The sequence below is a fragment of the Trichodesmium erythraeum IMS101 genome (genome assembly GCF_000014265.1).
Taxonomy (GTDB): domain Bacteria; phylum Cyanobacteriota; class Cyanobacteriia; order Cyanobacteriales; family Microcoleaceae; genus Trichodesmium; species Trichodesmium erythraeum.
Genome location: NC_008312.1, coordinates 2,546,317 through 2,562,942, shown reverse-complemented (window position 1 = coordinate 2,562,942; position 16,626 = coordinate 2,546,317). Strand labels below are relative to the sequence as shown.

General features: G+C 29.6%; 10 protein-coding genes. 8 read left to right on the top strand and 2 right to left on the bottom strand.

What is annotated here, in order from left to right; all coding sequences use genetic code 11:
* Positions 1–4: 4 nt before the first annotated feature.
* The 6 genes from TERY_RS07835 (at position 5) to TERY_RS07810 (ending at position 9,983) form a co-directional block, all read left to right on the top strand.
* Positions 5–1,222, top strand: coding sequence for an SGNH/GDSL hydrolase family protein (locus tag TERY_RS07835; RefSeq protein ID WP_011611327.1), 1,218 nt, complete (start codon positions 5–7; stop codon positions 1,220–1,222).
* Positions 1,222–2,451, top strand: coding sequence for an SGNH/GDSL hydrolase family protein (locus TERY_RS07830; RefSeq protein WP_011611326.1), 1,230 nt, complete (start codon positions 1,222–1,224; stop codon positions 2,449–2,451). Before TERY_RS07835 ends, TERY_RS07830 begins: the two co-directional genes overlap by 1 nt.
* 802 nt (positions 2,452–3,253) lie before the next feature.
* Positions 3,254–4,477, top strand: a complete 1,224-nt coding sequence (locus tag TERY_RS07825; protein WP_011611325.1) for an SGNH/GDSL hydrolase family protein — start codon at positions 3,254–3,256, stop codon at positions 4,475–4,477.
* 282 nt (positions 4,478–4,759) lie between these two features.
* Positions 4,760–6,115: a hypothetical protein gene (locus TERY_RS07820; protein WP_011611324.1), complete on the top strand. Its 1,356-nt coding sequence runs from the start codon at positions 4,760–4,762 to the stop codon at positions 6,113–6,115.
* Between the two features lie 505 nt (positions 6,116–6,620).
* Positions 6,621–7,874, top strand: coding sequence for an SGNH/GDSL hydrolase family protein (locus TERY_RS07815; protein WP_011611323.1), 1,254 nt, complete (start codon positions 6,621–6,623; stop codon positions 7,872–7,874).
* Between the two features lie 750 nt (positions 7,875–8,624).
* Complete coding sequence (locus tag TERY_RS07810; protein WP_370497177.1) at positions 8,625–9,983, top strand: hypothetical protein; 1,359 nt, start codon at positions 8,625–8,627, stop codon at positions 9,981–9,983.
* A gap of 16 nt (positions 9,984–9,999) precedes the next feature.
* On the opposite strand, the gene TERY_RS07805 is transcribed toward TERY_RS07810, so the two are convergent.
* A complete protein-coding gene (locus TERY_RS07805; protein ID WP_011611321.1) occupies positions 10,000–11,067 on the bottom strand; it encodes a hypothetical protein in 1,068 nt (355 codons plus the stop codon).
* A gap of 231 nt (positions 11,068–11,298) precedes the next feature.
* On the opposite strand from TERY_RS07805, the gene TERY_RS07800 reads away from it, so the two are divergent.
* Together TERY_RS07800 and TERY_RS07795 are read left to right on the top strand one after the other, a co-directional pair.
* Positions 11,299–13,110, top strand: a complete 1,812-nt coding sequence (locus TERY_RS07800; protein ID WP_011611320.1) for a hypothetical protein — start codon at positions 11,299–11,301, stop codon at positions 13,108–13,110.
* 1,296 nt (positions 13,111–14,406) lie between these two features.
* A complete protein-coding gene (locus TERY_RS07795) occupies positions 14,407–15,027 on the top strand; it encodes a hypothetical protein (protein ID WP_011611319.1) in 621 nt (206 codons plus the stop codon).
* A gap of 338 nt (positions 15,028–15,365) precedes the next feature.
* Here the strand turns inward: TERY_RS07795 and TERY_RS07790 are convergent, their stop codons facing one another.
* A complete protein-coding gene (locus tag TERY_RS07790) occupies positions 15,366–16,481 on the bottom strand; it encodes a hypothetical protein (protein ID WP_370496829.1) in 1,116 nt (371 codons plus the stop codon).
* Positions 16,482–16,626: the final 145 nt, after the last annotated feature.

Here is a 16,626-nt window from a genome sequence, read left to right as displayed (position 1 = left end):
TAAAATGAAAAAACTGAATAATTTACTCATAAATATTGGATTAATATTTGTAGCCTTAATAACTGGTATTTTGGCAGGAGAAATAGGATTAAGGGTAGCAAAAATAGAAGGATTGAAAAAAGCCAACAATAACGAACCCCACAGACCTACCATATTTCATACTCATGATCCTCATCGTGGTTGGGCATTACAACCGGGTTTCACTGCTTGGTGGCGAGAGGAGGGGGAAGCTTATATAGAAATTAATAGCGATGGTTTAAGAGACCGCGAATATAGTAAAATTAAGCCAAAAAATACATTAAGAATTGCTATATTAGGAGATTCTTTTGCTGAAGCGGTTCAAGTACCAATAGAGAAAACTTTTTGGTCAATAATTGAACAGAAATTGACAAAATGTGACTCTATTGCTAATAGAAAAGTTGAGGTAATTAATTTTGGGGTTCATGGTTATAGCACCTTGCAAGAACTGTTGACTTTACGTCATCAGGTTTGGGATTATAATCCAGATATTATATTGTTAGCTTTTTTTATAGGAAATGATATTATTAATAACTCAAAAAAACTGGAGTATAGTCAATATAGACCATTTCTTATATATGAAAATGGAGAGTTGGTTGTCGATATGTCTTTTCAGGATTTAATTCCAGCTCTAAGTAATCGCTATGTTGTTTCATTTATAGACAAAATACCTGGTTGGCTGGTAAATAATTCCAGAATCTTGCAAGTAGTAAAAAAAGTAGATTTGAATCTAAAGAAAAAAAAATTAGACGCATATTTTATGGGTTTAGTACCGTATAATTTTCAGCCACCAATCAATAATAATTGGCATCAAGCATGGGAAATTACAGAAGAATTAATCACATTAATAGCAGCAGAGGTGAGAGAAAGAGAAAAAGATTTTTTGGCAGTATTAGTAGGAGATCCAAAACAGGTACATTACGACCAACCATATCTACAAAAAACTTTTATGAAACAATACAATATTAATGATATGTTGTATCCCAATAAAAGAATAGAAGCTCTGGGCGATCGCTTAGGTTTTCCAGTATTAGATTTAGTAGTACCTTTTCGAGATTATGCTGTGGAAAATCAAGCTTGTTTACACGGTTTTGAAAATACATCATTATGTATTGGGCATTGGAACATAGAAGGGCATCAATTAGCAGGAGAAATTATTACTAATAACCTCTGCAAACAGTTCAAATTTAATTATAATCAATAATGAAAAAGCTACATAATTTAGCCATCAATTTAGGATTAATATTAGGTACATTAATATTTACTTTAACAGTAGGTGAAATAGGATTAAGAATAGCAGGAATTAAGCATCCAGCGCCAAGAAAGGATGCAGATGAAAATCCTCTTCATACTTTCCAAGATCTATATAGAGGTTGGGCAGGAAAACCTCATGGGAAAGGGTTATGGAAGGAAGAGGGTGTTCCTTCCGAAATAAAAATGAATAGTGCAGGATTTCGTGATTATGAACGGAGTAAAAATAAACCAGAAAATGGATTAAGAATTGCCTTATTAGGAGACTCTTATACAGAAGCACTTCAGGTAAAATTAGAAGATACCTATGGTGCAATAATGGAGGAAAAATTACAACAATGTCCTGTGTTAAAAAACCGAAAAGTAGAAGTAATGAATTTTGGTGTAAGTGGTTATAGCACAGCCCAAGAATTAATGACTTTAAGGTATCATGTTTGGGATTATCAACCAGATTTAGTCATGTTAGCTTTTTATGCAGGTAACGATCTTAGTAATAATTCTCCTAGTCTAGAACATGACCATTTACGCCCTTATTTTGTTTACAAAGATGGGCAACTTGTAGCAGATATGTCATTTCGTAATTTGAAGTTTTGGCAGAGAAACCGTTATGCTTTTTCTCTGGTGGATTTTTTGCCATTTTGGTTAGTTAAAAATTCCCGAATTATGCAGCTAATTAGAAAGGTAGATATTGATGCTAAACGCCGTCAGTATAACAAAGATTATAGGGAAATTAATATAGATTTTTATAAAGAACCAAAACCAAATTCTGATTGGTCAGAAACTTGGGAAGTAACTGAGGGTTTAATTAAGCTAATGCGAGATGAAGTATATGAAAAAAAAGCAGACTTTATGATGATAACAGTCAGTCATTCTTCTCAAGTACTACCTGATATTCAACAGCGTAATAATTTGAAAAAATCTTTAAATGTGTCAAATTTATTCTACCCAGATATCAGACTGAAAAATTTTGGGAAAAAGGAAAATATACCAGTCTATAATTTAGCTGGTCCTATATGGGATGAGGCTAAAAAAACAGGTAAATGTTTCCATGGTTTTGATAATGCACTTCCCTGCGGTGGTCATTGGAACGTGGAAGGTCATAAATTGGTCGGGGAAATAATGGCAAATTATTTCTGCGATAAATATACTATTCCTAAATCATTTGTGAGAAAAAAAATGTAGGTGTTTAGCTTCCAAATCCTATTTTTTGCAAAAAGCAATATGATTTTCTAGGTAAACTATTGGAACTATGCCCTTTTTGATCAAATTTTGCTTGTATTTTTTTATTTAAATAAAAAATCAATTAAGGTTGGAGGTAAGTGAATTAACTCTGCCCTGGGGAATCAATTTTCTTTACTAGTTGAAGTATTTTTCAATTTATTCAGAAACTTCTTGTATCTATATAGCTTTCAACTAACTTATAATTCCGTGAGGGCGATCACTTAAAACTTTAATGATTTCGAGGAATTACCTATTGACAGATAAAGTTAAATATAAGGTCTTTAAAAAAATAATAGGATAACTTTGTACTTTCCAATTACAGAAGCAGTCCATATAAAATGAGAAGATACTCATGCTGGAACAATAGAAAAAAATTTACGGCAATGTCCAGCCTTAAAAGACCAGACACCCTCATTTCTCGCTTTAAGCAGGTAAACAAAATTAATTACACATTTATTTAAGACTGAATCCCTTATATTGCAAGCCTCACGTCAAATTAGTATAGGTAAACAACTTGACAATGGTGCTTACAGCAGATTCTCAGTATATGAAGTACAAATATTAACAATTAAATTTTCCCATTGCGGGCATTTTGCCCGGGTGAGTGTATCTCACCAAGGTGGAATTTGCTGTATTTCTCTAGAAATTATAAATTTACCCTAATTGTTTATTTTATATTTTCAGGTACTATATATAATTTAGTTTTAACTAAATTTCTTCTCAAGATTAAAAATAATCTCTTGCTCAACTAACCTTATATATAATGAAAAAATTGAAGAATTTAGTCATTAATTTAGGACTCACACTCACTACATTAATATTTACTGTTGCAGTAGGTGAAATAGGCCTAAGAACAGCAGGAATTGAGAATTCCCCACCACCAAGAATAGACGGGGAATTAGATGAGAATTCTCCCTACACTTTCAAAGACTATTACCGAGGTTGGGCAGGAAATGCTAACGGCAAATCATTTTGGACCGGAGAAGGTATACCTTCGGAAATTAAAATGAATAGTGGAGGGTTTCGAGATTATGAACGTAGTAAAAACAAACCAGAAAATGGTTTAAGAATTGCTTTATTAGGAGATTCTTTTACAGAAGCAATTCATGTAAAATTAGAAGATACTTATGGTGCAATAATAGAACAAAATTTACAACAATGTCCTGTCGTAAAAGACCAGAAAGTTGAAGTAATGAATTTTGGAGTACAGGGTTATGGAACAGCTCAAGAATTAATGACATTAAGACATCATGTTTGGGATTATTCACCAGATTTAGTTATATTAGTTTTTTTTGCTGCTAACGACCTTCGTAATAATTCTCGTACTTTAGAACATGACCATTTAAGACCCTATTTTATCTATCAAGACGGTCAACTTGTGACAGATATGTCATTCCGCGATTTAAAATTTTGGCAGAGAGATCGTTATGCTTTTTCCCTAGTAGATTTTTTACCATTTTGGTTAGTGCAAAATTCTCGAATTTTACAACTAATTAGAAAAGTAGAACTTGATGGTAAATACCGTCAGTATCAAAAAGACTATAGTGAAATTAATCTAGCTTTTTATAAAAAGCCACAACCAAATTCTGATTGGGAAAAAACCTGGAAAGTGACTGAAAGTTTGATTAAATTAATGAGAGATGAAGTCTCTGAAAAAGGAGCAGATTTTATGTTGATAACAGCGAGTGATTCTCATCAAGTTTTACCAGATATTGAAAGGCGTGATGGATTTAGAAAATCTTTGAATGTATCAAATTTATTTTATCCAGATATCAGACTAAAAAATTTTGGGAAAAAGGAAAATATACCAGTTTATACTTTAGCGGGACCCATTTGGGATGAAGCTAAAAAAACAGGTAAATGTTTACATGGGTTTGATAATGCAATTCCCTGTGGAGGTCATTGGAATGTAGCAGGTCATAAATTTGTAGGAGAAATAATGGGAAATTATTTATGCCAAAGATATACTGCTCTACTCAAAAAATAATAAAGGAGGTATAAGGGAAAATCTTTATTTATTTATGGGGTTTGTTATAGGTGCTTGAGGCCTAGGAAAGTTGGGTCTTGAAATAGTTATTTTTTCTCTTCGTATAGAAGATTTTTAAATGTTAGTAAACCACAACCCAGGGAAGTGGTATATAACTTTCCTACAAAGTTATTATATTCTTTAATTTTCCCAACCTGAAAACTGTTGTAAATAAGTTTACTGGAGTTTTAACTATTGTTTATTGGCGATTAAAAAATAGGAAAATAAAAATTCGGCAATGCGATGAAAAATTTGAAATTAATTCAGGTAATAAAAACAGGATTGAGTTTAGCTAGCATTAACTTAATTTTAGCATTTATTGGTTTAGAGGCTGTTTCATTAGGATTTTATTATTATCAGGAAAAACAACTATTTTATACGAGAAAAAATACGATTTCTCAAGTTAGAGAAGAGTTGAAAAAAACTGGAACTAGACTAGGTGAAAATATAAATAATGAATCAATATTAGAACGGTTACATCCTTTTTTTGGCTATGTACTAAAACAAGGAAGTTTTGCCAACGAAGAATTAGGAATAAGGGTTAATAATTATGGCCTTGTATCTATGTATGATTATCCTTTTGTTAAAAGCAATAAAAATCAGTTTATTATCGGTGTATTTGGGGGTTCAGTTGCTAATGATTTTGCTGTAAATTCAATTTCCAATGGATCCATAGGTGATCAAGGATTTATTCAAAATTTAAAACAAATTCCCCAATTAAAAGAAAAAGAAATTATCATTTTATGTTTTGCTAGTGGGGGTTATAAACAACCGCAACAGTTGTTAATGCTTAACTATTTTATTTCTATTGGGCAAGAATTTGATTTAGTTATTAATATAGATGGTTTCAATGAAGTAGCACTATCTCACCAAAATAATCAGAAAAGAATAGATTTATCTTTGCCAAGCATACAACATATTTTACCTTTAACGCAGTTAGCTAGCGATGATTTATCCGTAATGGCAGCGATAGTTCAAATTAGCGAACTGAAAAATAATTTATCAACTGGTATTAATAAATTGGAAAGTTGTAAATTAGCATTGTGTTATGGTTGGAGAAGCTTGCAGGTTAAAGGATTATTCGACAGGTATAAAACAGAAATTATCAAATATGATAAAAAAATTGCCAAGAATTCTAGCAAAATTGATGGGAGTAATAGTCTAGTATATTTGAAGAAAATGCCAGCAGTATTAGAGGAAAAAGTTGCTTTTGAGAAAGTTGCTGAAAATTGGTATGAGTCATCACTAACAATGAGTCAAATTCTAGCTGATAGAAATATATTGTACCTTCACTTTATTCAGCCCAATCAATATTATCCTACAGAAAAAGTCTACAGTCCAGAAGAAAAAATTTTTATTATCGAAGATCATTCTTATGCTGTAGGAGTTAGAAAAGGTTATCCAGTATTACTTTCTAAAATTAATAGCTTACAAGAGGCAAAAGTTAATATATTTAATACTGTGAATATTTTTGATGAGGAAAAAGAAATAGTTTATCGAGATGCTTGCTGCCATTATAATATGGTTGGCCAGACAATATTAGAAAGGTATGTTGCTAATTCTATCAAAACTATTATGGAAAAGAAAGAAGTAAATTAGAGTAATAACATCCTAAGCATTCACTTATTAGTTATTCGCTGTTAATTCATTACCTTAATAATAGGAATTAGTATTGATATATTTAAGGATAATTATAACTGTAATCATAAGTTAAATTATTTCTGTGATTGTCTTTGAGAAAAGTGAGAATGTGTTAACCAAAATTATAAAGTTAATGAGGCAAAATATTAGGAAATTGACTGGGAATTTATCTCACTCAATTGGGAGAAACAATTGTAGTTAATTATCTTGGTAATTTTATCTATAGTTTAATCGAAAATATAGATATAAAATTACTTGAATAGAGCTAATGAAAACCCGAAAAAACTTAATCCTAAATAAATAAATTGCCTATGGAAAATATTCAGGAGCTGGCGAGGCATTTATATTAGTAAACTGGCAGGTATAATTCCAACCAATTACCTTTTTAATTCTCTCCCCAATTTCGTGAAAAATTAATATAAAAATAATCTCAGTACTTTCTCAGGTTGAATCGAAAATATAGATGGAAAACTTAGCAGAAAAAATAAACAAGCTACAAAATTTTGTAGTAAATCTAGGGATAATAATAGCTACATTTACATTTGTTGTGATTGTGGGAGAAATAGGATTAAGAATAGCAGGAATTGAACATCTCCCACCACCAAGAACAGATGAAAAATCAGAAAGTAAGTCTCTATATACTAGTAAAGATCCAAATCGTGGTTGGGCAGGAAATTCTAACGCTACAGCATTTTGGACAGGAGAAGGTATACCTTCAGAGTTGAAAATGAATAGTGGGGGATTTCGTGATTATGAACGTAGTAAAAATAAACCAGAAAATGGCTTAAGAATTGCCTTATTAGGAGATTCTTTTACAGAAGCAGTTCATGTAAAATTAGAAGATACTTATGGTGCAATAATAGAGCAAAATTTACAACAATGTCCTGACTTAAAAGACCAGAAAGTTGAAGTAATGAATTTTGGAGTACAGGGTTATGGAACAGCTCAAGAATTAATGACATTGAGACATCATGTTTGGGATTATTCACCAGATTTAGTTATATTAGCTTTTTATGCTGGTAATGATATTCGGAATAATTATCGACCTCTAGATCACGACCACTTAAGACCTTATTTTGTTTATAAAAATGGTCAGTTAGAATCAGATATGTCATTCCGTACAATGAAACCTTGGGAAAGAGGGCGTTATGTTTTTTCAATGGTTGATATATTGCCAATTTGGTTGGTGAGAAATTCCCGAATTTTACAGCTAATCAGAAAAGTTGATATGGATTATAAACAAAGTCAATTTTTAAATTATAATGGTCAAACTATTATCTCTTTTTATCGAGAACCTGAATCAAATTCCGACTGGGATAAAGGTTGGCAAGTAACGGAAGGTTTGATTACATTAATGAGAGATGAAGTCTATAAAAATAGAGCAGATTTTATGATTATAGCAATTAGTGATTCTCATCAAGTACATCCTGATTTAGAGTATCGTGAAAAATTTAAAAATGCTCATAATTTATCAGATTTATATTATCCAGATAGAAGGATAGAAGCGTTTGGTAAACAAGAGAATATTCCAGTATATATTTTAGCGGGACAATTAGGAGATAAAGCAAAAAAAACAGGCAAGTGTTTATATGGGTTTGATAATGGGGAACCCTGTGGAGGTCATTGGAATATAGAAGGTCATAAATTTGTAGGAGAAGTCATGTCAAATTATTTATGTGATCAGTATAAATTGGAAAAGTATAGCGATTCTAAATGATTGATAATGTTGTACATTTAGTTCTCACATATTAGATATTAGCTATTAATTAATTGTCCCTAAAGCAGGAAATAAAATTGTTATATGGGTAGACAAAACATAAGTTAAAAATAACGTTAAACTTTGATACAGTAAAGTTTTATATTTAATCAATCTTTTTCATGACATATTCTGTGTTTGAGAAAAAATTAGCAATAGCCGCGTATTTTCCTGACATCAAAAAAGCAATTGCTTTGCATTTTTGCTTTTAAAAAATGTGAAATTAAAAATATTACAGAGCCAAATTTTTATCTCACAATTTTTCAAAAATTAACCTTTTTTATGTGTTTTTTGTTTCCTAGTTCACTGTTTTAGATACCATGAATTTAGTGATTTTTTATAAAATAAGTATTATTTAATTAAATTATCAGATATCTTTTAAATAATTAGGTTAAAGGCTATTACAGTATATTTGATAATTAATGTGGTACAACTGACGGAGTAAATATTTTTTCTCTGTTCCAGATCCTCTAAACCATTTTCCCTATTTACTACTGGCTAAATATATAATTTATTAATTAGGAATATGTTGTATATAATCATAAAAATACCTCGTCGTATGACTCTTATTATCAAAATAATATAAATCCAAAATATCCAGTATTTATGCTGGAGTAAAACTGAAAAAATATATAAATTATTTGCTATAAAATTGCCATGAAAAAATTGAGTTTTTTGAAAAATACCTCAGAACTATGGAAAATTGTTTTGATGAATATAATTTTCTTATTTGTATTTTTAGAGTTAGGTTCTTTAGGTTGGTATTTTTTCAAATATAAGCAATTTTTCTATACTAGAGAAAAAGTAACAGAAAACAATCAAGAAGAAAAACTAGAAAATGAAAATGAAAATAAAAATGCTAATGTCAATACAAATCCCATGGGAATAAACTTAGCAGGAATTAGGTTAGAAAGTTCTGTAATAGAAAGAATTCATCCTTACTTTGGGTATGTACAAAAACCTGGACCAGATTTTAGAGAAGATTTTAAATATAATGATGCTGGTTTTATTTCTCCTTATGATTACCCTTATAAAAAGAAGAATAATAATCAATATATAATCGGAATTTTTGGTGGTTCAGTTGCCTCAAACTATTCAATATATGAAATTAAGAATCAAATCTTAGAAAAGAAATTAAAGCAACTTCCAGAATTTCGGGACAAGGAATTTATTATCTTATCTTTAGCAATAGGAGGCTATAAACAACCACAACAATTAATACTATTAAACTACTTTCTTTCCATAGGTCAGAAATTTGATATGATCATAAATATAGATGGTTTTAACGAGGTAACTATAGCTAAGTCAAACAACGAAAATGCTGTTAATATTATGATGCCAAGTACTAACCATGTTGTACCATTAACGAATATAGCAAATAATAGTCTCTCCACAAAATCTATTCAAGCTATGTTAAAAATTAACGATAGTAAGAATAAGTTAAAGGGTACCTTAGAAACTTTAGATAAATGTCAAGTAGCTTATTGTTATGCCCTAACATCAATTTATGTGCAAAATTTAGCAAAAAAGTATCGTAAAAATGTCAAAATATTTGATAAAGAAAGAAAAAAAGCAGCGTCACAAGCTGCTGGAGAAACAGAAGCTAGTATAGTTTATTTTTATGCACAGTCTCCTGAATTAAAAGAATCAGAGTTATATGATACAATGGCAGAACACTGGCAAAAAACATCAATAATGATGGAGCAAATAGCTGCAAGTAATAATATTTTATATTTTCATGTTTTACAACCTAATCAATATTATTTTACTAACCGAGTTTTTTCTGAAACAGAAAAGAAAATTGCTTTTGACTCTGATAGTCCTTTTAGAGAAGCAACAGAATTAGGATATCCTGTACTTTTAAGTAAAACAGACAATTTAAAACAAAATGGTGTGAATTTTTTCAATGGTGTGAAAATTTTAGATAATGCCAAAGAAATCGTTTATATAGATAGTTGTTGCCATTATACTGAAGCTGGAGAAAATATTTTGTCAGATTTTATAGCCAATTCAATTTTTACTACACTTACTGCCAATGAAAATCAATTAGGAGATAGTAAAAATGAATAAAATAATCTACTGAAAACTAGGGAAATTTTTTCCCAGAGAGATACTTATATATTACTTCTGCAGCTAATTTATTACCAGCAATATTCCAATGAATATCATTGGGTTTGTAGAGAACAGTTTCGGAACCAGTATTAACAAATTCTTCGACAAGATCGAGATGAGATATATTGTATTTATTCAGTTCTTGAGATAGTAATTTATTAGGTTGTCGGAAATCAAATTGTTCTGGAGAAAAATTGTAATTAGTAATTACTTTTTCTCTGAGTGGTTTAATGACTTGTACTTCATCAGGCATTAAGACTACGACTAAATTAATATTTTGGCGATCGCAGATTTCCTTGATTTTTAATAAGTCGCTAAAAGCATCATTAAAATGTTCTAGAAAATCTGTTTTTTCAAGATTTTTGATAAAAATATAACTTCTATTTTTAGCCTCTTGTAAATGAAAGTCATCTGGTACAGTAGGTAAGTCTTCTCGATATTCAATACCATGATGATAGAGGTTCCCTTCAAACTTACTATTCACCTTAATCATAAAATCAAAGAAAGATAAAACATAAGAACTTTGAACTGTAAGTAATTTCCTATCTTGTTTTGATTTATAGTTATCAGAAAAGTCATTACCAATATAAAAAGATAACAAAAGCATATCAGGATTTAACTCTAATCCTTCATTGACAAATAGGGATAAATAATCTTTCGGTCCAATAGCAATTATTCCCATATTAATTAATTCTATAGATTGCTGACTATCCTGATTTAGTTTAGACTCCAATAGAGTTAAAAAATTATGTTTGTAGGGAATACCTCCATAGGCAAAAGAATCACCTATACCAATAATTCTATATGTACCTTCTGCTTTTTCTTTGGTAAATTCTACATCTTTAAATCCCCTAGAATTTAACTGAAAATCATAATCTGTAGACAAGGGTTTTCCTCGCCAGCGATTATAAGATGAGGGGTCATAAAACATAAATGAAGGATTAATTTTGTGGTAAATTCTGAATACAACTTCTGTGAATCCAAATGTTATTAAAGAGATAATTACTGTTTGACGGAGGAGAGAAAAAATCTTTTTCATCATTAAGTTTTAGTTTTGCGAGATGAATATTTTTGCTTGATTTAAGCAAAGTGAATCTAGATTACTAATCAGTAAGAGATTAATATAACATATAACTGTTAGCTGTTAGCTATTAGCTTTTTAAATAGGTAGACAGAATTGTTTGTGTATCTAATTTATCATGAGCTTTTCAGGTTACAGAATTGCCAAAAAAATATTAACTGAAGCGTATTGAAATATAATCTCCACAAAAATATGCAAAAAAATAATTATAAATTAAGTTATAGATTAATTTTAGGCATCAGTTTATGTCTAGCAATAATTCCAGCTATAGTTTTAGGAATTCTTATCCTTAAATATAGTATTAATGTACCAATTCAAGACCAATGGCAAATCTCTGCTATTTTTGAAAAATTCAATCAAGGAACCCTATCTTTTAATGATTTAATAGCACAACATAATGAAAGTAGAAAATTTTTTCCCCGGCTAATTTTTCTGACCTTAGCATTGATCACTAAATGGAATATTAGATATGAAATGTTAGTTACATTTTTACTAGCCTGTATAGTTTCTGTAAATATTTATCTGTTAAATAGACTAACAATATCTGGTTCGCATATTAAAAGTATAACCATAGCATTAATATCTAATATATTCATCTTTTCTGCTGTTCAATATGAAAATTGGTTGTGGGGTATTCAAATAGTCGTTTTTACTCCTATAGTCTGCATTACTACCTGTATATTAATTGCTTATTCTCCACTAAATAATATAGCCAAAATTTTAATTTGTATGGCCTTATCAACCATCAGCACTTTTTCTTATGCTAATGGTTTATTAGCTTGGGTAATAGTTTTACCAATACTAGCTTTAGTCAAACTAAAATCTTGGTCAGAGATCAGGAAAAATATAATTTTATATCTGTTTTGGATAATTGGATTTATAGCTAATATAACCTTTTACTTTCATGATTATCAAAAACCATTATCTCACCCTAGTCCATTAGAATCACTTCAATATCCAGATCAAACTTTCCAATATTTTCTAGCATTTTTAGGTAGTTCTCTAGGAATTGGTAGTAGTATACAACCTCTAAATAATTCAATTATTCTTGGCGCAGTAATTATTATTCTATTTATTGGTTTATTTTCTTATGTAATATGGCATATTAAAGACTATGAATTACGAGATAAAACTATTAGCTGGATTATGCTTGGTTCATATACAGTTATTAGTGCTTTAGTTACATCATTTGGTCGAGTAACACTTGGTATAGATCAAGCTCTTTCATCAAGATATACAACATTTTCAACATACATTATTATCTCTATAATTCATTTAATGATAATTGTGGGAGAAGATGCTATTAAAAAATATTCTTTTTTAATTAATAGAAGTTTATTCTCGAAAGTTATTTGCTGGTTTATTGGTATAATAACTGTTATACAAGTACATAATTTCACCTATAGTGTAGAAAAGATGAAGTTATGGAAACAAGATTTTTTGAAATATAAAGGCTGTTTACTACTAATTGATTTTACTCATGACAACTGTCAAAATCTAATTGATTCTTACTATTTTGAATATATAAAACAACGGGCGCATTACTTAACAGAATTAGGCTTTTTAGATCCTGGCTTAATCAAGACTAATCAAATTCCAGAGTTAATAGACACGAATAATAGTAGACAAGTAGAAGGTACTTTTGAAAAGCTAGAATTTATTGGGGCTAATAATTTATTAGCAACTGGTTGGGCAATATTTACTGATACAAATTTACCTGTAGATGCAATAGTGCTTAGTTATGATAATTGGCAAGGTGAACCTATTGTTTCTGCTGTGGCAGATATGACAATGTCAAGACCTAACCTTGTCAAAGAATTTAAGAGTCAAAAATATTTTAAATCAGGATGGCAAAAAGTATTATCTACTCATAGGTTTCCCCAAGGAAATATTTATATAAAGGCTTGGGCATTAGATACAAATACAACTAAATTTTATCAAATTCCTGGTATTTATATAGTCAACAAAAATGGTGAAAATATTAGTGTTTTATTAGGTAATTAAATAAGTAATAGTAACTATTCAGATTTTCCTTGGTCATGCTACGCAAACATCTTTTTGAACATATTTAACTAACTCCTAAGGTTAGCTGATGAGCTTTACTCATATATTAGAATTGGATATAATTTAATAAATTTCAGCCAAGGTTTTTTTTGCAATTCTGTAATAGTAGTGACCTTCTAATTATGGTTTCATATCATAATAGTTTTGGTCTTATCTGAACCGTATTAGGATATAGTTAACCAGGTATATAAAATTAGTTATACTTATATGTGAGACTAAACCTTTTATTATATACTTCACGTCAAACTAGAGTAGGTAAACTCAAACCATAGGGTTCATAACGTTATTTTTCTATAAAGTTAGTATTCAATTTTGATAACAATAATTGTGTTTTATCCCTAATATTGCTAAATATTAATTTAATTGATATTGATTTTGATAGTTGTTTGAGAATAACTTTCTCTATTTTTGAGTTCCAAAACTTATGCACCTACTTTGAAAACAATAGATTATCGTTCCTAAGAGTACTATATTAAGGTGCCTTTTTTTGAGGATATATTTAAGATATTTATCAGTTTACCAAGGATGAATTTTACTAAACAATTAATCTGTTTATAACTACTATTTACTGTGAAAATACTTAAGAAAATTATGGTTAATAATACTTGATTTTGATATTTTTATCTCTAGGTAAAAATGATTAATTTTTTTTAAATTTTAAAGTATACTTTTAACCATAATATCTTGACAGAAAAACTAAGCACTATTTTTTAATAGAAATAACAAAAGAGCCCTTGATTTTTTTTTCGCTCGCCGAGAATGAAAATGCCCGCTTTGTAGGGAGATAGTTTTTACTCAAAAAATTTTGACTATTTATTGATAATTTTCATAACAATTTTATTAACTTAGGCTATACTGATTCAATATAGCTGAAATGTAGAATAATTTCCTGAAACTAATGTAGCGTCACAGAATAAACTCTTAGAGTAATCAAAAATGAATAGTCAAAACAGAAAAACTAAAAGGTAAAATTTAGTCTTAGTTTATTTGAGCTCTCAACATATAAGGAGAGAGTTTTTACTCAAAAAAACTTGACTATTTATTAATAATTATAATGTCCATGTTATTCACTTAAGCTATACTAATTAAATATAGCTGAAATGTTAAATAATTTCCTTAAATTACTGAGTGAGTCAAAGTTTTTATCCGATTGAATATTGATGCATAAATGGATGAATGCACGACTACTTAACTTCCGTAAAACTGTAGAATTACTAAACAGAAACTGAAAATATAATGACAATACAACTCCAGGATAAATTTGCAAAACAATACCTCAAAGAATTGCTTTCACCTTTTGGTCAAGTCGAAATTAGTCGAGAGTTAGCTGGGGAGGGGAGACAAGCAGATATTTATTTTTCTCCTGCCTCAAAACCTCCTATTTCTAGTCTTAATTTAGGAATTTTAAGTAAAATATTATTGAGTGATTGTTTAATTGAAACATTTCGGCATAAACTTACCTTGAATGAAGTTCGTAATTGTTTGCTGAAGTTATTTTATATTCAGAGTGAATTGCAGCGAGAAGCCACAGAGAACCAAGAATTGATTAATGAAATTGATTTACCTTCTTTATTGATTATAGCTACTGCTACTTCTGAGAAATTAATTAATAGTTTTGGTTTTCAGCTTAACCCAGTCAATCAGATTACAGGAGTTTATATTTCTCCAGTAGGATGGAAAACAAATCTAATTGTAATTAATCAATTACCAATACTTCCAGAAACTCTTTGGCTGAGAATTTTAGACAAAGGAAAAACCCAAGAATCAGCTATATTAGAATTGGTTGATTTATCACCAGAAAACTATTTAAGAAATCGGGCGCTAGGACAGGTTTCAATTTGGAGAAATCGTTTATAAATCAAGTAGTAATTAACATTTTATTAGAGGATAAAATTAATTTTAATTGATCGCCAGATCATCTGAAATAAGGTGAATATTTCGGAGAATAAGGAGGAGAATAATAAGAAAAGATTGTACTGAAAAGCTTATTAAAAAATGGATGGGGGCGAAGTAGACTAAAAGTTATTAAATTTTATATAAACTTAGATTTTACTTGTTTGCTAATGAGTCTGCTAAAGTATTAATTCAGTTGCTTAATTTATCACGGAAAGAACTTTTAGAGTTAAGCCAAATGAATCGTCAAAACCAAAAAATTGAATGGAAAAAATTAGCCTGGTTTAATTCGACCTCTGGATCTATAGGGAGAGAGGTTTTTCAAAAAAAAATTTATTTATATCTTTAACTAAATGATTGAATAAAATATTTGCAGCTAATAAATTTCCAGCACTATTCCAATGGGGTTCCCTAAGCAAGTATAAATGACGGGTATTTTGTTCGATTTTAAATCTATCCAACATATCTATATAAGGGATGCCATTAACTTCTAAAAATTTGCTCAAAATTTCTTGCTGACAAGTCAAATTATAAAACTCTCGTTGTAAATTATCATACTCTGCAAATATTTCATTTAATAACTTCTCATTAACTTGATATTCGTCAGGATAAATAGCGACTATAAATTCAATATTCCGAGATTTTAGTAATTTTTGCATCTCTAAAATACTGTGAAAAATATAGTTGATATTCTCATCCCATTTACCATCAATTAAATCTTTAATATTACAAAACTTAAGCCGGCTTTTTTCTACTCTTAGAAAAGCTTTATTAGATAAAATTCCCGGAGATTTTTCCCTGTCAATTATTAGATTTGATCCTAAATTTAAACTAGGAGCTAGAGAACTACTTAGTAACTTTACAGAATCCTGTTTACCCTTTTGTAATTTTTGGTAAACTTGATATTTTTGCTGTAAAAACATTAGTAATCTAGACTTACCAATAATTGGATAACCAAAAATAATTAACTCGTCTTTCTTATCTATATCTATATATATATCATTGACAATAATGCGTTTCCTTTTTGGGTTAGCATCCTGAAAATCATTACCGACAAAAAAGCCTAATACTACTAAGTTTGGATTATATTGTAATCCAAACTTTTTCAACATAGCTAGTTGCTCACCAGTATGAGTTCCTGGATAGCCAACATTAATTACCTCTACCTGACTTTTACCAAAATAACTATCAAATTTTTTCTCCAATAAAGCCGTATAATTTCCTTCTTTTCCACCTGCCCAATTAAAGGAGTCACTAACAACTAGCAGACGAAATTTATTTTGGTTTTTTTCTAAAGGATAATCTCGGTCGTTGAAGCCAAATTGATTATTGCCATTCATATAAGGCCGCACTCGAAAGCCTAGATCTGGGTCATATTGATACAGCCCTTTAAATAGGTATGGTTCAAAAAAAATCATCAAAATTTCTACCAATAGTAGAGGTATAATTATCCATGTAAATGTTAATAATAAAAAAAATTTGATTTTTTTCGGTTTAATGAATTGGAAATAATTACCCATAAAATGACAACTAAGTTATAAATCTGGGATAATATAACATACT